A 22,392-nucleotide genomic window follows, 5' to 3' on the forward strand; every position below is an offset into this window, starting at 1 on the left:
AGGTACGAAATATATATACCACGCTTGTGAGAGCCAATAGTATCCACAAGTTCAAAATATTGCATTTTTTCCCTAACTTCCTGTTCAACGTAAAGCGTAATGAATGGCAAACTTCAATATTGATGCAAAGCAGCAGGTGACCTATGACGCTATTGTTATAGGATCAGGTATCAGCGGTGGATGGGCGGCAAAGGAATTGTGTGAAAACGGGTTGAAAACCCTTGTTTTGGAAAGGGGTAGAATGGTCGAGCATATCAAGGATTATACCACGATGAATGATGATCCCTGGGATTATGAATTACGTGGTGCGCTCACACCCGAGGAGCGTCAAAAGCATAATGTGGGCATCCGAACAGGGTTTATCGGAAAGGATACGGAGCATTTTTATGCCAACGATGAAGAAAATCCCTATACAGAGGTTAAGCCATTCCTGTGGGTGCGGGGTCATCAGACCGGAGGGCGCTCATTGCTGTGGGGTAAACAGACTTACAGGTGGAGCGATCTGGATTTCGAAGCCAATGCCCGCGACGGATATGGTGTGGACTGGCCAATTCGCTACAAGGATATCGAGTCGTGGTACACATATGTGGAAAAGTTTGCGGGTATCAGCGGGGAAGCCCTGGGATTGCCGCAATTGCCTGATAGCCATTTTCTCCCTCCAATGGAGTTAAATTGTGTTGAAAAACATGTAAAAGGCAGAATTGAAAAGGAATTTCCAGGGCGCAATATGATCATTGGCAGGGTGGCACATCTCACTGAGCCATTGAATGGACGCGGAAAATGCCAGTACCGGAACAGGTGCGGCAGGGGCTGTCCGTATGGCGCCTATTTCAGCAGCAATGCGGTGACATTACCGGCTGCCAATGCGACCGGGAATCTTACAATACGGCCTTATTCCATCGTGCAATCCATAATTTATGATGAGGAAAAAGGCAAGGCCACGGGGGTGAGGATCATTGATGCCGAGACCAATGAAGTGATTGAATATTCTGCACGGATCATATTTTGCAATGCTTCTACGCTCAGTACCACTCAAATTTTGTTGAATTCGGTCTCGAACCGCTTCGAGAACGGTCTTGGTAATGACAGCGGAGAACTTGGCCATAATTTAATGGATCATACCTACCGGGTTGGCGCCATGGGAATTGTCGACGGATTTGAGGACAAGTATTATAAAGGAAGAAGGCCCAATGGTATTTATATTCCCCGTTACTGGAATATCGATGAAAACACAAAATCGGATAAATTCCTCAGGGGATTTGGCTACCAGGGAGGTGGATATCGAAAGGGCTGGAGTGCCGGTGCCAATGAGACAGATTTTGGCGCCGATTATAAGGATCGTATGATGAAGCCTGGCCCATGGGAATTTTTTATCACCGGATTCGCCGAGTGCCTTCCGTATCATGAAAATCAGGTTTCTCTTGATAAAACGAATTTAGACAAATGGGGGCAGCCTACACTTGCTATCGATTGTGAATTCAAAGCGAATGAAAAGGCCCTGAACCGACAGATTCAGGAAGATGCCGTTGAGATGCTTGAGACGGCCGGACTGAAGAATGTGATCGGATTTGATAATGAGCATGAACCCGGTTTTGGAATTCATGAAATGGGTACCGCGCGGATGGGACGGGATCCCAAAACATCTGTTCTGAACGCGAACAATCAAATCCATGCCTGCAAAAATGTCTTTGTCACAGATGGAGCATGTATGACTTCCTCATCTTGCGTGAACCCTTCACTTACCTATATGGCATTAACTGCCCGTGCAGCCAATCATGCGGTTGCTGAATTGAGAAAAAATAACCTGTAAGCCATGAAACGTAGAGAAGCACTGCAAAAAACATTATTGATGACGGGTACGGCCGCTTCTGCGTCCACACTGTTTTCATTGCTGCAGTCCTGCCAACAGCAGCCCCGCATCAATTGGAAGCCCTTGTTCCTGAATGAAGACCAGGCAGTATTTATTAGCACGATCGTCGATACATGGCTGCCAAAGACGGATACACCGGGAGCGCTGGATGTGAAAGTTGATATGTTCCTGGATATGGTATTCTCAAGACTTTATGATGAAAATGGCAAATCTCAGGTGATTCAGTTCATCGATCAGACCAACGAGGAAAGTCGGCAGAAGTTCGGAAAGAGTTTTGCCGATCTTGCCTCTAAGGATCGGGCAGAGATTCTAAGCCGTAAGGAATCTGAGGCAGGAACTTTCAACCCAGGTGTTTGGGGGACAGCGGTTGGTAAGCAACAACCCGTAGGTTTTTACAGATCTCTGAAATCGACAGCCATGTGGGGATATTTTTCTTCTGAAGAAATTGGAAAAAACGTGCTTAACTATGATCCCATTCCGGGTGGCTACAATGGCTGTATACCACTTTCTGATGTCGGGAACAGCTGGAGTTTGTAAGAGTTTGGTATGGCCGGTAAAATAATATTAAAAAAGCTTCTTTACACAATTCTGATTGTCATCGTAGTCCTTGCTGCAGGAGGATATGCCTATTATCGGCTCGTGTTATATACCCCTCCGCTAATTAGTGAGGAAGATCGGGCGGCAATTGATCTTATGCCTCTTCCTTCGAAGCTGGAATTAGCAGGGGATGAGATCAATGCCGATAAGCTTTCCATTACGGGTGCAAATACGGAAATGATTTCGGCTGCTGCTAAGCGCTATTTTGCGTTCACCGGGACTTCGGAAAGCAAAGATGCTTTACCCATGATCATTGAATATGACAGTGCAGTTGATTTGCCTTTCATGGGCATGAACGAGTCCTACGATTTAATCATTTCCAAAAGTGATATCCGGTTATCGGCACCTACCAGCATCGGAATTGTCAGAGGATTTGAAACGCTCAAGCAACTCATCATCAAAAGAGAAGGAGAAGCTTTCCTTCCCACTGTTGAAATAAGTGATCATCCTCGTTTTCCATGGCGGGGGTTAATGATTGATGTTTGCCGCCACTGGATTCCCAAAGAGGTTATTCTTCGAAATCTTGATGCGATGTCTGCCATGAAGATGAATGTTCTGCATCTACATCTATCAGAAGATCAGGGCTTTCGTGTCGAAAGTAAGCGCTATCCAAAACTTCATGAAGTGGGTTCCAATGGGCATTATTACACGCAGGATGATATTAGGGAAATTATCGCCTATGCTTCAGAACGTGGTATTCGGATTGTTCCTGAATTTGATATGCCTGGTCATTCCAAAAGCTGGCAGATTGCGTACCCCTCGCTTTCCAGTTCGGATGATTCCCTGCAGTTTGGATCCGGGAAGGGGGCGCTGTTCGGACCACCCCTGGACCCGACCCGCGACGAAGTTTATGAGTTTCTTACGGGACTGATTGCTGAAATGTCGGCGCTTTTTCCGGATATGTATTTTCATATCGGAGGCGATGAAGTAAATCCCGATTATTGGGAGAATAACGAACGCATCATGGCTTTCATGGCTGAAAATTCTATTTCAGATGCGCATGAATTACAGACGTATTTTAACAGGAGGATACACAAAATTGTATCGGATCAGGGAAAGATCATGGTAGGCTGGGATGAGATCAGTTCGCCGGAATTATCAACGGACATCGTCGTGCAATCGTGGACCAGTCATAAATCTCTATTCATGGCGGTCCAAAATGGAGGATCCGGAATTCTTTCGGCCGGATTGTACATGGATCATGTTTTGCCTGCCGGGAAGCATTATGAAGTTGACCCGTTGATTCTGCCCGGTGCGGTGGATATCGAACCGGATACCGCCTTTTGGAAAATGTATGATCAGCAGATGGAAATCGGTGGGAATATCATTGAGAGCCAGCTGGTGATTTTTGATCGTGATCCGGATAATGTATTTGGCTTCTTTGCCATGATGTCTGATCGTATGGCATTTAAAGGGGCTACCATAAAAGATAATGTACTTTCCTGTTCAATGATGGGGCCGGTGGGTGAATTGGATTATGAAGCGGCCCTGACAGGGGATAGTTTGAGGGGCAACATTTCGTTTGGGCTTTTAAGTTTTGAGAGCAGTGGTATCCGAAGCGGCGGATCTGATATGGCAGGTACTGAGCTTCCGGAGATTGAAGTTATTAGACCTCTCACAGCGGAAGAGCAGCAAAGAATTCTTGGGGGTGAAGCCTGTCAGTGGTCGGAGTTTGCAGATGCAGAAAATATCGAATCAAGGATCTGGCCGCGAACCGCTGCCATTGCGGAGAAGCTGTGGAGCCCCGTATCGCTTACGGCAGATATCGATGACATGTACCGCAGGCTGGAAACAGTAAACGAAGACCTCGTTACACTGGGAGTTCACCATGACCAAAATTACTATCAGCGTCTTAAAAAACTTGTTTCAACGGAATCCTATCCGTCATTGCTGATGCTGATGGATGCCATGGAAGAAGTTAAGTACCATGGTCGTATGCCCTCGTTGCTCGAAGCGGATTTCATCTATCTGCCTGATTTTGAATTGAATCACCTGGTGGATATCGTACGCCCGGAAAGTCCGCAAGCACGGAAATTCAATAATCAGGTAAATTCCTATATCACAGAACCTTCAGACTCAAATAAAATGCATATAACCCGTCAGTTGGATAATTGGGTGAAAGCAGCTGAGAACATAATGCCATTGATGCCGGAATCTGAGGTACTTTCTGAAGGAGCCGGTTTATTTACAAATCTATCTGAGGTTTCCACGGAGATCAGGAATCGTCTTGTGAGCGGTTCTGTAGCGTTGCCGGATAGCATGCTCTCTGAGAAGATCACATGGCTGGAAGCTGGCGAAAATGGCTTAATAGTGGCGGTGGCACCCGGACTTCGACAATTATCTGATCATTTGAAAAATTGAATTAAAGCTTGAATGCGTTTACGAAAGCAGCAAAAACGTAAAATAGTCAGGGATTATGCCGTTGGGTGGACGTTGGCGTTCTATTTTCTGTGTATCGTGAGGGGTGTTGGTACAATTGAAGAAGGATCGGTGCAATTCAATTTTTGGTTAAGCATCCTGTTCTCATCCATCATCGGACCGATCTTCGGATCAATATCCGCCCTGGCTGAAATACTCACCGAAGAGCGCCTGTACAAAAGAGTTTCGTTGGCAAGGCTGCTGATCGTACGACTGACATATGCCTTCCTTTTCCTGACAGCATTGATTATTCTTTCCTATGGTTTATGTATTTGGCTGCTGGATATTAAAATCACGCTGGTTGAATTTGCTCTTGAACCCGGAAGTTTTGCGATTTATTTCTTCATATTATTTGTCGACCTGAGCATGACGGCCATGCGCCAGGTAAACCTTTTACTCGGGGAAGGGAAAATTGCGGATCTGTTATTGGGCAGATTCTATACACCCAGGGAAGAAGAACGGATATTTATGTTTCTGGACCTGCAGTCATCTACTCAAATTGCTGAAAAGTTAGGACATGTAAAATACAGCCGGTTCATACAGGATTGTTTCAGCGATTTGGCAGTTGTTGCAGAAAATGAGGCAGAAATTTACCAGTATGTGGGGGACGAGGCTGTGCTAACCTGGAAATTAACAACCGGTATCACACGAAATAACTGCCTGGATGCATACTACAGGTACAAGTCTGAATTGACCAGCCGTCATTCTCATTATGAAAAAGAATATGGGGTGGTTCCTTTCTTTAAAGCAGGGGTGAATGCGGGATTAGTGACGGTAACAGAAGTGGGAAGGTTTAAAAAGGAAATTGCCTATCACGGTGATGCGATTAACACAGCCGCACGCATCCAGGGACAATGTAATCCGTTAGGTAAGGAATTGCTGATTTCGAAGTACCTGAAGGATCTTTTAAAAGCTGAACGCTATTGTTTTGAAGAACAGGGAAGTATTGAACTAAAGGGTAAGGGGCAGGAGGTAGGCATATTTGCCGTTCATAAGTCAGAAAGAGTTGATAAAAAGAAATATGCTGATTAATACGAATACTACGTTACCAGAAGTTTTAGAGTGCATCCATGCCGAATTGGATAAGGCCGCGAACAATGCCGCCCACCCGTTCAGGTTCGTTGTACTTTCCACCATTGATCAAAATATACCCGTTTCAAGGTATGTGGTGCTTCGTAAAGTTTTAAGCGGATCTACAATTCAGATATTCACAGATTCAAGGTCTGATAAGATCAGTCAGCTGGAGAAGAATAATCATGTAAATCTGTTATTTTTCAATAGTGAGCAGGGATTACAAGTGAGCCTGTCAGGAACAGTTGCGATCGAAGGAGACCAATCAGAGCAATATTGGGCGGATGTTAAAAACAGGAGGTCATACAATTCCATATTAGCACCAGGTACCCGGATCGATAATCCGGCAGAAGCGCATCAATGGTCAGATCCGCTGATATCAGAATTCTTTGCTGTTGTGACGGTGAAACCAGTCCAAATCGATGTCCTGCAATTAAATGGTGACCATCACCTGCGGACTCGTTTTTTAAGAGGTGCGGATAATTGGACAGGAAGTTGGCTCGCTCCTTAAGCAATAATTCAATTGTGATCATGTATATTGTGTCATGATGTTCTCTCAGGCTACAGCATTCCGGATATTGGCAGTTGTACGTATATGTACAGGAGGATTGCTGGTGTATCACGGGTTGGAAATTTTCAGTACGGAGACCATGGAGATGTACATGGATTGGGAACAATTTCGCGGACGGGGACGGTATATTCTGGTGTATGCAGGAAAAGCATCAGAACTTATATCCGGAATTTTATTACTTGTGGGATTGTATACCCGAATTGCCTCAATTCTGATGATAGGAACATTTTTCTATATTACCTTTTTTGTCGGGGGCGGACGATTCTGGTATGAAGATCAACATCCTTTCTTATTTGTTTTGCTCGGTTTCATTTTCTTCTTTACCGGATCGGAAACCTGGAGTATCGATGCTAAACGCAGTCGTAAATAATGGAAATCAGTTTTCCTACCAAAGATTAACGTCTTGATTTATATCTTAGTGTCTGAGATGGAATCTATGGGTTTTTCCAAGAGCTTTAGTTTATTCTGCTTTATCGCATTGATCCTTGTTGCGGGGTGCGGCCGGGAACCGGACCGGAAAGTACAGCACCCGGGCGAGACCCTTGCTTCAACCTATTGTGCTGCATGTCATTCGGTGCCACCTCCTGATGCATTGTCAAAAGACCTGTGGCGACAAATCCTGCCCCGGATGGGCGCGCGAATGGGGATGAATTTCACGCAGGATGAAAACAGGCATTATCAGGAATTAAAGCTGGTAAATCTTGCTCCAACATCTGCGATATTATCCAAAGAAGCGTGGGATCAGATTCAGACATATTATCTGGTGGAAAGTCCGGATACCCTGCCAGCCTTCATAACCAGCATTTCAGCCGAACCAAACCGGTTATTCAAGGCAAGACCTTTGCGAATTTCGAATGATCCACCTGCCGCTTCGCTTGTTAAGTTTGGTAATAAGGGTGATGAAATCTGGTATGGTGATGCTGAACGTAATGTTGTTTATCAATTTAATCTGTTGACCGGTAGAACCAATGCTTTTCCTGTTAGCGGAGCACCTTCTGCGTTGCTGGAACATGAGGAAAATATCGAGATTCTCACCATGGGTGATATATTCCCAAATGATCTTTTTGAAGGTGAAGTTATTCGTTTTGCCGGAGAGAGCCCGACATCCATATTAACGGGATTGCCCCGTCCTGTAGATCTCAGGGAGGCAGATCTGAATAATGATGGCAGCATGGATTATGTAGTTGCGGGATTTGGCTTTCTGAAGGGTTCCTTATCTTGGTTTGAGAAGACAAATGATGGTTACCGCGAACAGGTTTTAAGGGATGAGCCCGGGGCACTCCGCACAGAAATACTTGACCTGAACGATGACGGATATTTGGATATTCTTGCGCTAATGGCACAGGGGCAGGAAGGGTTCTATGTATTTCTTGGGGACGGACAGGGTAATTTTACTGAAAAACAGGTTTCTTCCTTTCCGTCCTATTACGGTTCCTCGTATTTTGAACTGGCAGATATGAATGGTGATGGAAAGCCGGATATTGTATATGCGAATGGTGATACAGGCGATTATAATTACCCGGCACTTAAGCCATATCATGCAGTGAGAATTCTTATTCAGGAAGCGCCATTAACTTTTACAGAAAAGTATGTATTTCCAATTCACGGTCCGTTCAGCACTATGGCTGATGACTATGACGGGGATGGTGATATGGATCTTGCCGTGATATCCTATTTTCCGGATTATACCAATACACCCGACGAAAGTTTTTTAATTCTTGAGAACAAGGGTAATCTGTCTTTTGTAGCCTCATCGATATCGGTTTCAACTCAAGGCAAGTGGCTTACGGCAGACCGGGGTGATTTTGATCATGACGGTGATATCGATATTTTATTGGGTAATGGCCCCTTTATGCAATCGACCGTTCCGTCGGGTCTTGCACGAAGCTGGCAACAGGATCCGGCTGATGTAATGCTGCTGGAAAATCTTTTAATTGACTAGTGCCGGGCTGTCTGGTTTTCCAGCACCATGATATAGTTTTTGCTCTTTCGCCACTCCGTTAGCACTTCTTTATCGATGCCTTCATTTGTAAGTGTGAATGATCCGATCACTACATCGGTATCGCCATCCTGGTCAAAATCGCCAGAATCCATAACCATCCAACGTCCTTTATCGGCACCGGCTATCCGATAGGGCTCGAAGTTAAAATCTCCCGTATTATCCAGGTAGATTATACTCCGTTTCAACCCTTCACCATTCTCAGGGAAAAATGAAGCTGCGATCAAATCCATGTCACCATCCTGGTCAAAGTCGCTCGCCCGAACCTTGGAAGCGCCATACATGGGAAAGAAATAGGTTTCACTGAAGTTGAATGCGCCGTCATTGAGATAAATATGAATGCCATGATAGGGCTTCAGTGTGATGCTGTGATCACCGTTATCGCCATTACTAAGTACGATATCCAGATCGTTGTCGCCGTCCATGTCAAGGATCTCTATATCATTACTTCCAAAAAGCGGATGGAAACGGAGAATCCGCTTTTCCTCAAAAACACCGCCCTCGTTATAAAAAAGGCTAATCCCTTCATCACCTTGTGCAAAAAGTGCAATTATATCCAGATCCTGATCATTGTCAAGGTCCAACAGAAATGATCTTGTAGCACCCGGTGCATTTTTAATTAGCTGAGCTTCATAGCCTGTTCCCGCATTTTTATACCAGGACAGGTCACCTACATAATTCCCAAAGTTACAGATCAACAGATCCTCAAGTCCGTCGTTATCGATATCACCCACGTCGAAATGAACCGGTCTGGGCAGATCGGAGAACAGTAATTCAGGTGTACTGAGGGTAGATGGGTTTGTCCTGGCCACAGCCCCAATAGTTCTGTCATTCGGATAGAGATCGCCAATGCTCAGTGCCAGCAACGTCTCGTCTGAAATGGTATTTATATCTACCACCGGTCGCGGGAAGTTTGTGAATTGGTTTATTTCAAGAGATGAATTCAGTTGTATCAGATGACCTGACCAGTCGGCAAGGTACAGGATGCCGTTCTTATCGAATTTAGTCATAGAAATAAATGGCGAACCGCCGATGCTGATTTCCGGAAAGGTGGTTTTGAAAATCCTGGTGCTTTCGGGATAATTACGTTCAGGCAGATCAAATGAGTCCGGCGCATTTGATATAAAGAAATTCTCAATCTTAGCCCACAATGAATCAGTAATCACCGGTTCTTCCGGAAAAACACCCTCATATGTGATCCTGTGAATTTCGTCGAGCTTCATTTGCGCAAAGGGATCAATATCTGCTGCTTCTATCCCGAGCCTGAGACCCATATGAGGTAAGACGTTGGACCATTCCTTTTTCGGCAATAGTTCAGGGCCGGGATAAACATGGCATGTGCTACATTGTGCCTTTGCAAGCTGTTCTGCTGAAACAGCACGGCGTTCCGGTGGATTTCCACAGGAGATCATAAGACCAAGTCCAAGCAATAAAAGAGTTTCCCTCATCCTCATTTGAGATCGATCGTCCTCCGGTTCCCGGTAAAATCGACCAATTCAACGCTGCTTACGTTCTCGCTAACAGATAGTTTTCGGGTAGACTGCGAAAGGAATCCCTGGCCATACGTCAATTCCACCAATTGCTTGTGACCATCGGCATAGGTTAAGATAGCTTTGAAGTCAGCCGGCCCAACGTTTATATGTTTTATACGCTGGTTAGTCACAGAATATGCCTCTACAGGGCCTCTGTTCTGTGAAGCAAGGTAGACATCATATCCTTCAGCACCTGCCAGCCGAACTAGGGCCTTGGCGTCTCCGCGGACCATAAATCCGGAATTGAGAACAGACTGAGGGGCAAAGCCACCCTGACCATCGCCAAGCAGAACCAGTCCGATCATCGCATCATACTGCCCCATATTCACTTCGTTGCCATAGTCATTGCCGACCATCATGACATCCAGTTTGTCATCATTATTAAAATCGCCCACGCTTATGCCATTCACCGGGGCTACCTGTGCTTCAAGCGGCAATTGCTTCACCGAGAACCGACCATTGCCCAAGTTCTCTATGTAGCTGGTATGCAGATAATCCACAGACAATACAACAGCTCCATCCATTTCTTCGGGGGTGAGCAGTTGATCGATACGTGTTCTTCCATATTCCTGATAGGAGGAGAATCTTGATCGGAAGATCGGGCTTTGGCCACTCAGTTGCTGCCATGATTGAATAGGGAATGGCTGCATGGTGCCGTCCTCTGCCTTAAAGTAGCAGGACATGATGGCGTCAAGATCACCATTGGAATCGAAGTCTTTAGCAATAACTTTAAGGGGAGTTTCGGGCGTTGCGCAATAGAAATTGTTGATTCCAACATTTCCTGCGATGTAATCCGTATCTCCGTCACCGTCAAAGTCACCAGCAGCAATACTATTCCAAAGGCCGGTTTTATTGAGGTCAGGCGTAGCAACAAGGTTAAAAGTCCCGTTATTATTTTCAAAAATAGTTATAGGCATATATTCTCCGACTGCGATGAGATCAACGTCATCATCCCCGTCAAAGTCGCTCCAGATTGCGTCGGTAATCATTCCGGCTTCAGAAATTTCTTTGCCTATGCTGGCGGTGACATCTTTGAATGTGCCATTTCCCTGATTCTGGAGTATCGTACTATTAGGAGAAAGTGGAAATGATCCAACAATTACACGTCCGCCGACAAAAAGATCGATATCGCCATCGGCATCATAATCTGCGCCCCTTACACAGCTCGAGCTTATTCTGAGGTCTGGCAATGCTTCCGGCTTGTAGGCAAGGTTTCCCTTGCCATCATTAATATAGAGGCGATCACGCATTTGTACACTTCCCTCAGGAAATTCGAATCCGCCGCTCACTACATAGATGTCATTATCTCCATCACCATCGGCATCAAAAATGAGCGCACCCATATCTTCCTGATCCTTCTGTTCATTCAGTCCACCGGCAATCTGTTTGAATGTTCCGTCTTTTTGCTGAACGAAAATACTTCCGTCATAACCGGTTGAACCGCCGGTGAAATAGTCATCAAGGCCGTCTCCATTCAAATCTCCCACTGCCAGGGCAGGACCGAACTGACTGAATTTATGAGGTATACTGGGCTGTACGTTATAATCAATATAGTCAGACTCCTCATGAACATAGTCAATATTGAGGGAGCTGTTCACTCGGCTCAACAGTGTTTCTTTGTCGGTTCCAGGGGCTCCCTGCATGTTTTGCCCGGCATCTTCAATATTCAATTGAAGAACCTGATCAGCCGGTACATTGGTTAATGTGGTAATTCTTTGATTTGGCCAAATTACCGTAAGTGTTTCAATGACTGCGGTAGTACCAAGGCCAAAATGCAGTATATCTTCAACAGTTGAAATATAACCGCGATAGACATTCTGCTCGCTGTATTGCTGCTTGTTTCCATCATACGTTATGGTCACTTTAGCGCCGAATGCGGAAGGATTTTCCTTGCTTCCGTTGAGTTTAACCCTTAGGTAGTGATTATCAGAAGGCTCTCCATGGTATAGGGTATTCTCGTAAATGAAGGCCGGATCGTTAATGTTATTCACGATATAATCCAGGTCGCCATCATTATCAAGATCTGCGTACGCGGCTCCATTGGAGAATGACGGCTGGGTGAAGCCCCATTTTGCCGAAACATCTGAGAAGGTGAGGTCACCGTTATTCTGAAAAGCGTAATTCGGTATTTTTACCGAGGGTATTTCTTTCAGCAGGTCTTCGGTGCTGGTAAATCCACTCGTTTCCATTCTGAAGTTAATGAAATCCAGGTCAGTTATATCGCGTGGATATCCGTTGGTAACGACCAGATCTTTGAAGCCGTCGTTATCAAAATCGGCAAACAATGGAGACCAGCTCCATTCAGTCTGGTGCACACCGGCAATCTGGCCGATTTCGCTGAAAGTCATGTTGCCGTTATTAACCTGAAGCATATTTCGGACGTACTGATGGGTATATCCGTATTTGAAGTCGTTGATATAAACGATATATCCATTGGGGATGATTACTGTCTTTTTTCTGAGGTTTGATTCAGGAAGCATGTCCAGGGTGATGATATCGACATGTCCGTCGTTGTTAATGTCCGCCGCATCGTTACCCATTGAAAACCTGGACTGGTGATGAATGGCTGAGTCAATCATTTCGGTGAACTTGCCGTTTTTATTGACATACAGAAGGTCGTTCGTAATAAAATCGTTACCAACATATACATCCACGGTACCGTCTTTGTTGAAATCGACGGTTGAGATTCCCAGAGCGAATCCTTCACTTGTGATCCCGGCTTCTGTTGATACTTCGGTAAAAGTCCCATCACCGTTATTCCGGAAAAGCTGATCGTTGATAGGAGAGGACCCATCATTCACTTTTGTTTTATAGACTGAGGGAATACCCTCAATTTTGGAGTTAGATATAACCAGGACATCAAGGTCTCCATCCTGGTCATAATCAAAGAAAGATGCGTGTGTACTGTGATTGTCAACATCCAGTCCGAATGACCCGGCCTCATCCTTGAAAACGGGAATGCCGTCTTCATTTACGCCCTGGTTGATGAAGAACATATTCGTGCGTTCCTTCGGGTCTGCGGAAATCGATGAGCTCACATAAATGTCGAGGAGTCCGTCTCCATTAATATCCACTACGGATGACCCATAGCTCCATTTACCAGGGGCGCCAATTCCCGCTACTTCGGTAACATCCCGGAATTTCATATTGCCCTGATTCAGGTATAATCTGTTCTCAACCATATTTCCTGTAAAAAACAGGTCGGTGAATCCATTATTATCAAAATCACCTACGGATACCCCGCCACCATTATACAGGTAGTAAATATCGAGGATATTATAGTTGCGATCCTCTTTAATGAAATTGTTGAAGGTTACACCGGTGTCCTCTGGTTTCAGAAGTTCAAAAAGGTGTTCTTCCTTTTTCTGGCAGCTTAGAATCAGCTGTGCTGCCATCACTAAAATCAATACTCTTTTCATCCCACAAAATGCGCTTGTTAATACAATGATCGTAACCGGAACAAGTTACAAACTCATGCTGTAAAAATAGAAGAGACTGCCATAAAATGACAGTCTCTTCATTGTTAACATTTAAGATTTAATTAGTAACCAGGATTCTGGCTGATATTCTCTACGCCATTTACAGTGCTTTGCGCAATTACTGATTGTGGAATAGGATTATAGAGGTTACGAGCTTCAAACGTAGATCCGGCGATATGCGGACGTTTGGCACCTTCAGTTTGATAATAATTGTTCATATAAGATATGATATCAAAAGGAAGTGCACTATTGCTTGAATTCTCGTGCCATCTAACCAGGTCAAAGAAACGATGACCTTCCTGTGCAAGTTCTATTTTACGCTCAAATCGGATTGCTTTTAACGCGTCCGCCTGTGATGCGAATGAAGGATAGAGACCTACGCTGTAGTTCGCTGCAGGAGAATTTCCATTCATAACAAACCCATCAGGGTTAGCTGCTCTGGCGCGAACCTCGTTAACAAGGTCAAGTGCTTCGGAGAGCTTACCGAGTTCTGCTTTTACTTCAGCTGCCAATAGCAGTACGTCTGCATAACGCACGATTTGTACGTTCTTAGCAGTAGAGGTAAAGCCCCAGTCAATTACACCTGCCAGCTGTGCATCAAATTCCGCAAGGGTAGGTACGGTTTTAACCGGGTTGTAAGGTCCACCGTTGGTAAGCTGTCGAACGTATCCATTTGATCCACTTCCAGGGTTGATACCCCAGTCAAGGAAAGGAATTCCACGACGACCAATTGTCCAGTCGATACGTGCATCAAGCGGACCCTGCTCAGGAGTGAACGGATCAGTTGAAGCAACTCCTTCGTCGGTAACGATATCAGAGTCATTGTAAGTATCGAGAAGTGGTAAGCCACTGCCATCAACCTTGAAGCTGTTAGCAAGGTTTTGCGAAGGCTGGTAGAAACCACAGCAGTTGGTAGGAGCACTGGAGCCGTGAGGCTGGTTCAGTGTGTTCTCATAGTTACCGTTACTGATCGAACCATCTCCGAAAGCTGCTTCATATCCAAACATTGATTCGGTATTTCCGTTCTCCATATCGGCACGGAAGTTATCGTAGAAGCGAGGCATCAATGCAAGACGTTCACCAGTGGAAGTAGTTCCCGCACCGACAATATCGTCGAGAATAGGCTCAGCCTGTGACCACTTACCCTGAAACATATAAGCCTTGGCTAACAATGCACCAGCAGCATACTTATTAATACGACCGGGGTTCGGCATTGGACCATCCAGGTTGTTGTAAGCAAACAAAAGATCTGCTTCGATCTCAGCCCAGATAAATGGTTCGCCCGGTGCAGGGTTTTTAACTTCTGCATAAGCGACATCAATACCAACAGTCTCATCAACGTAAGGAACGCGACCGAAAACCTTCACACCTTCAAAATGGTAGAATCCACGAAGTGCGCGGGCTTCTGCCTCTACGCGAACCTTCTGTGCGTCGGTCATGTCACTTGCAAGACTGATGTTTCGAATTGCTGCATTTGCTTTACCAACACCATCATAAATAGCGCCCCATTTGTTATTCAAAACAGGGTTACTTGGTAAAACTTCAGAGCGTTCGATCGCATTAAGGTCAACACCATCATTTGGTTCCGTTCCTTTGTACGAATCTTCAGAACGGATACCGCCCCATACCCAGTTGGAAGCACCACCGTTTTGGTTAAAACGGTTATTGCCCCAACTTTCAAACCAGGAGCCATCCAGTGCGGAGTAGGCTGCAATCAGCATACCTTCAACACCTTTGGCATTCTGCAGCGAAGGCTCTGAATACGAACCAGGAGGTTCGGGCTCAAGGAATTCCTCGCTACACGAAATAATAATCAACATTAGCAATGATACCATGCTAACTATCAGAATTCTATATTCCTTCATAATATTCATATTTTATACTTTACAATGATATGTTTACCCCGATAAGATACTGAGCCAGTGACGGGAATCCACCTCGGTCAACACCCATCAGCAGGTCATCACCACCCTGGATATTGATATCCGGATCAGCTCCTGAGTAATCGGTGATTGTGAAGAAGTTCTGTGCCTGGAAGTAAATTCTGGCATTAGAAATTCCTGCTCTCGACAGTAACGAGTTACTGAAGTTATATCCCAACTGAACAGTTCGTCCGCGTAGGAATGAACCATCCTCAACGTAGAAGGAGTTAGATGTACTGGTTGTAAGCGGTGTGTAACCGTTTTCTGCACCAGGAGCGAGACGAGGGTGAGTTGCACCACTGTTGTCCTGACCTGGTCTCCAGTCATTATTGATTACTCGATCAGAAACTCCGCCTACGAATACGCGCATGTCAGTAAAGTACTTAACGTTGTTAAACAACTCGTTACCTTTGTTCCAGATGATAAAGATGTTGAAATCAAAGTTTCTCCATCTCATATCAAGGTTCAAACTAGTTACGAAATCAGGGTGAGGGCTACCTAACCAAGTCTGGTCGTTGCCATCAATGACTCCGTTGCCATCCTGATCAACATATTTCCAGCTACCGATAACGGCACCATCCTGATCAAGTTCGTCAAGTTCACTCTGATCATCGAAGAATCTGTCATCAGGATCGATCTCATATCCCCAGAAAGAAGATACAGGTTGGCCTGATTTTGTACGAACGATATCAGAAAGACGGTCACCATTTCTCGAGAGGAATGTCTCAGGGTTACCATCGATATCAGTTACCTCGTTCTTATAGTGCGAGAAAATCAACGTCGCATCGTAAGAGAAGTCACCATATCGGTTCCTGTTAGTTAACGCGATATCGATACCTTTGTTTACCATTTGACCAAGGTTGATCGCAGGCTGGAATACCTGAGGCTCGATTCCGGTAGGAACTCGGCTTACAAGCAGGTCATTTGTATTGTTCTTATACCAGTCGATTGACAGCTCAAGTTTACCTGTCAGGAATGTCGCATCCAAACCAATGTTGGTAGTTTCAGAGAATTCCCAAACAGTTTCAAGGCTACCTGAACGATAAGGAGTGTAACCTACCACACCAGAATTGTTGGTACGGTTGATATCATAGAACGATGTACCGATGTTCGATCCGAAGAGGGTGAACTGGTTTCCTGCGTTTACGTTATCGATGCTACCCATCTGACCCCAACCTCCACGAAGTTTCAGGTCATCAATCCAGTCGATACCGCTCATGAAGCTTTCTTCAGAGATTCTCCAACCAACACCGAATGCAGGGAATGTACCGAAACGGTTCTCCTTGGCAATTTTCGATGTACCATCACGACGGATAGTAGCATTGAAAAGGTATTTGTCGTTGTAGGTATAATCCACACGTCCGAATACTGAGTAAAGCGATTCTCTGATAGGCTCATAGCTGTATGCATTCGGCGTAGGGAACTGAGCAGTGTTCAGGTTAATAAATACCGGATCATCAAAGTCGAATGTGTTAGTTGCAACACCCAGACCGTAACCTGAGAACTGGATTGCTTCCATACCGACAAGTGCCTTAAAGCTGTGCTTTTCAGCAAATGTCTTCGCATATGTAGCAGTGTTGGTCCAGGTCCATGATACGTTATTATTATTGTTCACTCCATAAGAAGTAATACTTCTGTTTTCAGAGTTTTCGTATGATCTGTAGTTATAATCTTCGTTGAAGAAGTTTGCGTAGTCAACACCAAAAGATGTTCGAATTGCAAGTCCTGCAATCGGTTCAACTTCAGCAAATGCGTTACCGAAGATTCTCCAGTTCTTACGAATGTCATCCGCATCCCTTGCGAGTACCGCTACAGGGTTTGAGGCGTTACCTGACTGACCAACCGAGTTTCCACCGAATCCTCCTCCAATATCACGGGCAGGAATATAAGGTACGAAACGGTAAGCCCATCCCCAGGGACCACCTTCACCGCGTGATCTGTTACCAGTGCTTTCCTCATTGATCACCTGAAGGTTCTCTCCAACTCTTAACCATTTTGTTGGTTTGAATGAAGTATTCAGACGTGCTGAATAACGCTTGTAGCCGGTGTTTTCAAAAGCACCGTCCTGGCTGAAATAGTTAAAGCTCAGTGAGTAAGTAGCATTCTCAGTTCCGCCAGTTGTTGTGATCTGGTGATTCTGAATAGGACCATTGCGAAGCATTTCGTCAAACCAGTCAGTACCACGGCTGGTTTCCATGATCTGATACGCTGCACCAAAATCAGAAATATCATAAAGAGCAGGATCAGCACGCGGATCGGAGGCAGAAACACCACCTTTAAAACCAGGGCTGGAAACAATTCTGTCAGGAATTGTAGCACTGCTCATTTGTCCGAATACCGGGTGAATATAATCAGGAGTATTAGTACGCTGGAGATAATCAAGGTATTGCTCAGTATTGATTACATCCAGGTAGCTACGCTCAGGAACCTTTGTAGTTCCATAGTAACCATCATATGAAATTTGCATTTTACCTGATTTGCCGCTTTTGGTTGTAATAATAATTACACCCTGAGCAGCACGGGCACCGTAGATTGATGCGGCAGTCGCATCTTTCAGTACCTGCATTGATTCAATATCCGAAGGGTTAACTGTGCCAGGATCTTTTGTAGGTACACCGTCAATAATGTATAACGGGTTACTGTTACCAAAAGATGTAAATCCACGAATACGCACTTTCGCGCCTTCACCTGGAGCACCGTCACCACTAACTGTCACACCGGCAGCACGACCTTGAAGCTGCTGTGAGAGGTTAGCTGAAGGCGTAGTTAACGCGGCCTTCGTATCGATCACGCCAACCGATCCAATAATATCGGCCTTCCGTTCAGAAGTATATCCCGTTACTACAACCTCCTGTAGCTGCTGGACATCTGTCGCGAGCGAAACGTTAATTGTTGTCTGATTCCCTACTGGAATCTCTTGAGTCACATATCCAACGAATGAGAACACCAACACGTCATTTGAACTCGCGTTGATGGAGTAGTTTCCGAAGGCATCAGTAACCGTTCCAGCGGTCGTACCCTGGATAATTACGTTCACCCCCGGAATGGGGTCGTTGTTTTCATCTGTGATTTGTCCACTTACTGTCTGCTGCCCGTAGGCCATCGATACAGTAAGCAACAGTCCCGCCAACAGGGCAAACCAATTTTTGGGACTCGGTAATTTAGATAGAGCTTTCTTCATATTGATTGTGTTAGATTTGGTTTAGGCACTAATTACTTGTACATAATCATTTACCGAATTAAAAAGCAAAATATTAGAATAATACGACTTTCAAAAGCAATAAATTTAATTTTTGCCAATTTAGAATAATTTAAAACGTTTGCGCTAACGATATTTCAGATAATCCCCGAATAGATCAACTTAATTGGTTTACCCCGGTTAAGCAATAAAATTCTGTGAATCAGCCATTTCGGTTGTTTTAACGCACTTTTATGAAAATTGACTTTTTAGTAGCAAGTTGATAAATCACAGAGGATATAGCCTTAACTATATGATATTCAGCGTGTTGTGATTTTTGCATAGAAATGGATGATAATTTTTCATTTTTTGCCGATATCTGGCTTAAAATAATTTTAATCTCAAAAAAATAAATTTCATCAAATTGGGATATACCAGCAATTTTTTTCCAAATCCACACCTCCGTCAAGCTCCTCCTGCACAACCCGGTCCACTATGAACACACCCATTTGCGCCATATTTTCAAAAGTGTCAATGCCATTTTTGAAATTTCCACGCGTTCTGTGAATGTTGAATTGGTTAGAAAAGTTTTGTTCGAAGACCGACTCCAAACCCTTTTTGCCATAGATAAAACCCAGCAGGCCTCCCCAGGTAGCCGTCGGATTATCTGAATCCCACCCAGCTAAAGTCCCAATTTTTATTGTTTCCTTAATATCCCCTTCACCGTAAAAGAGACTTATGAGACTTGCCCCGAAATTTATTCCTGCGCCGAAGCAGCCATGGCATACAGGTTCCCTGGCCGGAAGGGTATATCCGTCTGCATTTTTAACCTGGTATCTCTCGTATAAAGAATCTCTGGCCGCTTCCCAGGGAATGCCAGCATCGTAAAGCTCCTTCACATAAGAATACATCTTACTGGCATAGCTGTCGGGCGGCAGCTGCTCACTTGCCCGGTCTGCCATACTGAAGAGCTGGTTTTTCAGTGGTTTGGTTGAATCAATTACCGGAGCAAGTGAATACATCACTACATAGAATTCTGCGATCCATGCCGCATCCTTTCGAGCGGTGGTCCGGATAGGCAGATGAGCAAGTTCCACTGCGGCGGCAGGATTGCCTGGCGCTAAGAATCCGAATATTTCCGTGGTCAGCTGCGCATCGATCATTTCGAAGTTCGGGTTGTTCTGTGGATCACTCGTGGCAGGAGGGAGCATTCCCTGTTTCATCAGATCGAAAGCAGTTTGATTTGATACCCAAAGGTAATTTTCAGACCCACCGGTTTCGTTGACAAACGGAGAGTTTTCATCAGAATATATATGTGTAAGCCAGCCATTCCTGATTTGTTCTGGTGAAAGTTTGGTCACCTTGTTATAATAGGTGATATATTGATACATATATTCAATATCAGTGTCGTCATCCGCACCCCACACATCTCCGGGCCCTTCAAAATAAAAATCGATGGTTGGTGACAGGGAATCCAAATTGCTCTGCGGCCAGATGTTCGGCTCGTCCTTTCCCCCCCAGTTACTTCGCGTATAGAAGCCAGCTCCCAGTCCGTCTATTCCATCACCACCAATTTTGTCCATTTCGGTGATAAGCCCGGTCCAGTTGGCAATACATGCTCCCAGCCAGAACCCCTGGAGTTTGTCAAGGTAGACAGTCCTGTCAATAATAAGATCCGTAGGACCGGGATTGTAGTCCTTATATAAAAGGAGTGAATCGGCTGCAGCCAGTTTCCCGGACTCCTCTTTGTTTTCCGAGCAGGATAGCAGGATTATGGCACCGAGAAGTAATGATAAGAGATAAGAAAGCCTTGGTTTCATGGTTGAATGTTTTCAAGACCCAAGGAAATAAGAGTTGACCAGAATTCAAAATAGCTTGAACAGGCCAACTCTTTAAGGGGTATTGGCGATTGCGTCTATGATTCGGCAATCACAACGGTATTTTGATGGGATGAGCCCAGCTTCTTATTTTTTAGTCCGAAAAGAGGGCGCAGAAATCTTACGCGCCTAATCACGAACTCATACAAAAGGAAACACCCGGTTAATACGAATAAATTCAGTAGAATGAATTTAACCGAGGCCGGAATTCCCAGTGTAAACAATATTGATGAGCCCAGGTAAAGAAAGAACATGTGAATAATATAGACCGGGTAGGCAGCCTCACTCAGGTATTGCAGTGCCTTTCCTGGTTTATTCAGGTGCCGGTGACCAAAGCCGAATACCGTGAATATCCACAGGTTTGATTCAACAGACATCATAAAATCGGGGCTGCGCAGTTCAAAGACGATCACTCTAACAAGGTAAAATGTTAGTGCAAGGCCGAGCAACACCCATCGCCATGTTGTAACCGTATTCCAGAACGCCAGGCCGCTGTACACCACGCAATACCCGGTGAAGAATGCTATTGCCCCCAGAACCCACCCATGAAGTGTGAGTGCATAGAGTTCGAAGCTTTCCGGCCTTATCAGTTCCGCCTCCAGGATAAACGGTACCATGATCACCAGCAATCCAAGGGGATTTTTCAGGAGTTTGTTAAGACCTCGTTCAAATGCCCCGTTACGGTGATTTTTGAGGTAAAAGAATACGGGGCTCAGCACCATGACATAGACAAATATGTTTCCGAGGAACCACAGATGTGACGGATGAAAGATATATTTCAGATCCTGGTGATAATAGTCCTGCCAGATAAGTATGTGCAGGGGTACAATGGCCGCCATTCCAAACAGAAACGGCACCAAAATACGACGGGATCGCTCCATAATAAGTTCTTTCCAACCCCTTCTCCGGATTGCAAACGATACGCCCATTCCTGACACGAAAAACAGCAGGGGTATCCGCCAGACGTTGAGCATCGACATCGGAATCCAGAGGGACTCCAGCGGCTGATCATTCTGAATGAAGCCGATGAAAATCCCCCAGGGCTGAAAACCAATGGTAATATGGTATATCAGCAGGAGCCCGATCGCAATTACCCGCAGCCAGTCGATATCAAATCTTCTTTGCGAAGTCATCTTACCTGGAATTTTTAATCATCTCAGCGATCTCAGGTCTTGTTTTTTCCAGGTAGGAATAGTCGAGTTTCAGTCCCATGGGGCCCAGGTCACGGCTCATCTGATCATAGATGGGTTTTACGCTTTCAAATGGAGCCATGACACTCTCGAGGGCGGTAGAGCCATAATTATTCTTTGCAGTTATATCGGCACCATTTTTCAGCAGCATTTCCACAATCTCTTTTCTGCAGAAAAAAGAAGCCGTATGAAGAGGAGTCGATCCGTCCGCACTTTTAATATTCACGTCTGCACCTGCATTGATCAGCAACCCGGCAACCTCCGGCTTGTTGAATAGCGAGGCGATCGTAAGTGGTGATGATCCGTAAGCATCTTTGGCGTTAAGATCTGATTTAACATTAATGTGCGCCTGAATGGCTTCTGTGTTACCCATGAATGCGGCTTCGTGGATGCTCATGGTCGGTGCCTTGTCATCAGCCGAAGGCGATTTTTGCTGACTTTTTGTATCGCATGAAAGAAGCGATACGAACATGGTGAGGGCAATTGCCAGTACACCAAAATTGATTGATTGTGTTTTTAACCTTTTCATAATTGTGTTTTTAATTTTGTTATGTTACAAAGGTAGGTGAACGGTGTGCCGCAGCGTTAACAGCCATGATACAAGGTTTGTGAACCATGATTCAATCCTTGAAACTATGCTTCGGGACTATAAACTATGACGCAAACCCACTCGAAAACCTTTGCTGAT

Annotated in this window: 14 protein-coding genes; 7 read left to right on the forward strand and 7 right to left on the reverse strand. The window is 45.0% G+C overall.

Annotated features, from left to right (window positions below; all coding sequences use genetic code 11):
• The first annotated feature begins 103 nt into the window (after positions 1 to 103).
• The 7 genes from LDX50_RS28815 (at position 104) to LDX50_RS28845 (ending at position 8,469) form a co-directional block, all read left to right on the forward strand.
• Positions 104 to 1,810: a GMC oxidoreductase gene (locus LDX50_RS28815; RefSeq protein WP_225699768.1), complete on the forward strand. Its 1,707-nt coding sequence runs from the start codon at positions 104 to 106 to the stop codon at positions 1,808 to 1,810.
• A 3-nt stretch (positions 1,811 to 1,813) separates the two neighbouring features.
• Complete coding sequence (locus tag LDX50_RS28820) at positions 1,814 to 2,407, forward strand: gluconate 2-dehydrogenase subunit 3 family protein (RefSeq protein ID WP_225699769.1); 594 nt, start codon at positions 1,814 to 1,816, stop codon at positions 2,405 to 2,407.
• A 9-nt stretch (positions 2,408 to 2,416) separates the two neighbouring features.
• Positions 2,417 to 4,828: a beta-N-acetylhexosaminidase gene (locus tag LDX50_RS28825; RefSeq protein ID WP_225699770.1), complete on the forward strand. Its 2,412-nt coding sequence runs from the start codon at positions 2,417 to 2,419 to the stop codon at positions 4,826 to 4,828.
• A 12-nt stretch (positions 4,829 to 4,840) separates the two neighbouring features.
• Positions 4,841 to 5,917, forward strand: coding sequence for an adenylate/guanylate cyclase domain-containing protein (locus LDX50_RS28830; RefSeq protein WP_225699771.1), 1,077 nt, complete (start codon positions 4,841 to 4,843; stop codon positions 5,915 to 5,917).
• Positions 5,907 to 6,467, forward strand: coding sequence for a pyridoxamine 5'-phosphate oxidase family protein (locus LDX50_RS28835; protein WP_225699772.1), 561 nt, complete (start codon positions 5,907 to 5,909; stop codon positions 6,465 to 6,467). The genes LDX50_RS28830 and LDX50_RS28835 overlap by 11 nt, the downstream gene beginning before the upstream one ends.
• 34 nt (positions 6,468 to 6,501) lie before the next feature.
• A complete protein-coding gene (locus tag LDX50_RS28840; RefSeq protein ID WP_225699773.1) occupies positions 6,502 to 6,897 on the forward strand; it encodes a DoxX family protein in 396 nt (131 codons plus the stop codon).
• Positions 6,898 to 6,963: 66 nt separating this feature from the next.
• A complete protein-coding gene (locus LDX50_RS28845) occupies positions 6,964 to 8,469 on the forward strand; it encodes an FG-GAP repeat domain-containing protein (protein WP_225699774.1) in 1,506 nt (501 codons plus the stop codon).
• Here the strand turns inward: LDX50_RS28845 and LDX50_RS28850 are convergent.
• The 7 genes from LDX50_RS28850 to LDX50_RS28880 all read right to left on the reverse strand — a co-directional run bounded on the left by LDX50_RS28850 (position 8,466) and on the right by LDX50_RS28880 (position 22,233).
• A complete protein-coding gene (locus LDX50_RS28850) occupies positions 8,466 to 9,974 on the reverse strand; it encodes an FG-GAP repeat domain-containing protein (protein ID WP_225699775.1) in 1,509 nt (502 codons plus the stop codon). The two genes, LDX50_RS28845 and LDX50_RS28850, sit on opposite strands and share 4 nt — an antisense overlap.
• Positions 9,975 to 9,976: 2 nt before the next feature.
• On the reverse strand, positions 9,977 to 13,477 hold the full coding sequence (locus LDX50_RS28855; RefSeq protein ID WP_225699776.1) for a VCBS repeat-containing protein: 3,501 nt from the start codon (positions 13,475 to 13,477) through the stop codon (positions 9,977 to 9,979).
• A 122-nt stretch (positions 13,478 to 13,599) separates the two neighbouring features.
• Positions 13,600 to 15,402 carry a RagB/SusD family nutrient uptake outer membrane protein gene (locus tag LDX50_RS28860; protein ID WP_225699777.1) on the reverse strand — a complete coding sequence of 601 codons (1,803 nt, stop codon included), beginning with the start codon at positions 15,400 to 15,402 and terminating at the stop codon, positions 13,600 to 13,602.
• A 19-nt stretch (positions 15,403 to 15,421) separates the two neighbouring features.
• Positions 15,422 to 18,640: a SusC/RagA family TonB-linked outer membrane protein gene (locus LDX50_RS28865; protein ID WP_225699778.1), complete on the reverse strand. Its 3,219-nt coding sequence runs from the start codon at positions 18,638 to 18,640 to the stop codon at positions 15,422 to 15,424.
• 416 nt (positions 18,641 to 19,056) lie between these two features.
• Positions 19,057 to 20,457: an ADP-ribosylglycohydrolase family protein gene (locus LDX50_RS28870; RefSeq protein ID WP_225699779.1), complete on the reverse strand. Its 1,401-nt coding sequence runs from the start codon at positions 20,455 to 20,457 to the stop codon at positions 19,057 to 19,059.
• A gap of 95 nt (positions 20,458 to 20,552) precedes the next feature.
• Complete coding sequence (locus LDX50_RS28875; RefSeq protein ID WP_225699780.1) at positions 20,553 to 21,647, reverse strand: acyltransferase family protein; 1,095 nt, start codon at positions 21,645 to 21,647, stop codon at positions 20,553 to 20,555.
• 1 nt (position 21,648) lies between these two features.
• On the reverse strand, positions 21,649 to 22,233 hold the full coding sequence (locus LDX50_RS28880) for an ankyrin repeat domain-containing protein (RefSeq protein ID WP_225699781.1): 585 nt from the start codon (positions 22,231 to 22,233) through the stop codon (positions 21,649 to 21,651).
• Between the last annotated feature and the right edge of the window lie 159 nt (positions 22,234 to 22,392).

This window comes from Fulvivirga sedimenti (assembly GCF_020328055.1).

Coding starts and splice junctions, on each gene's coding strand:
- LDX50_RS28835 (WP_225699772.1), top strand. CDS start 5,907: ATGCTGATTAATACGAATACTACGTTACCAGAAGTTTTAGAGTGCATC.
- LDX50_RS28875 (WP_225699780.1), bottom strand. CDS start 21,647: ATGACTTCGCAAAGAAGATTTGATATCGACTGGCTGCGGGTAATTGCG.
- LDX50_RS28855 (WP_225699776.1), bottom strand. CDS start 13,477: ATGAAAAGAGTATTGATTTTAGTGATGGCAGCACAGCTGATTCTAAGC.
- LDX50_RS28865 (WP_225699778.1), bottom strand. CDS start 18,640: ATGAAGAAAGCTCTATCTAAATTACCGAGTCCCAAAAATTGGTTTGCC.
- LDX50_RS28870 (WP_225699779.1), bottom strand. CDS start 20,457: ATGAAACCAAGGCTTTCTTATCTCTTATCATTACTTCTCGGTGCCATA.
- LDX50_RS28840 (WP_225699773.1), top strand. CDS start 6,502: ATGATGTTCTCTCAGGCTACAGCATTCCGGATATTGGCAGTTGTACGT.
- LDX50_RS28825 (WP_225699770.1), top strand. CDS start 2,417: ATGGCCGGTAAAATAATATTAAAAAAGCTTCTTTACACAATTCTGATT.
- LDX50_RS28830 (WP_225699771.1), top strand. CDS start 4,841: ATGCGTTTACGAAAGCAGCAAAAACGTAAAATAGTCAGGGATTATGCC.
- LDX50_RS28880 (WP_225699781.1), bottom strand. CDS start 22,233: ATGAAAAGGTTAAAAACACAATCAATCAATTTTGGTGTACTGGCAATT.
- LDX50_RS28845 (WP_225699774.1), top strand. CDS start 6,964: ATGGGTTTTTCCAAGAGCTTTAGTTTATTCTGCTTTATCGCATTGATC.
- LDX50_RS28860 (WP_225699777.1), bottom strand. CDS start 15,402: ATGAAGGAATATAGAATTCTGATAGTTAGCATGGTATCATTGCTAATG.
- LDX50_RS28820 (WP_225699769.1), top strand. CDS start 1,814: ATGAAACGTAGAGAAGCACTGCAAAAAACATTATTGATGACGGGTACG.
- LDX50_RS28850 (WP_225699775.1), bottom strand. CDS start 9,974: ATGAGGGAAACTCTTTTATTGCTTGGACTTGGTCTTATGATCTCCTGT.
- LDX50_RS28815 (WP_225699768.1), top strand. CDS start 104: ATGGCAAACTTCAATATTGATGCAAAGCAGCAGGTGACCTATGACGCT.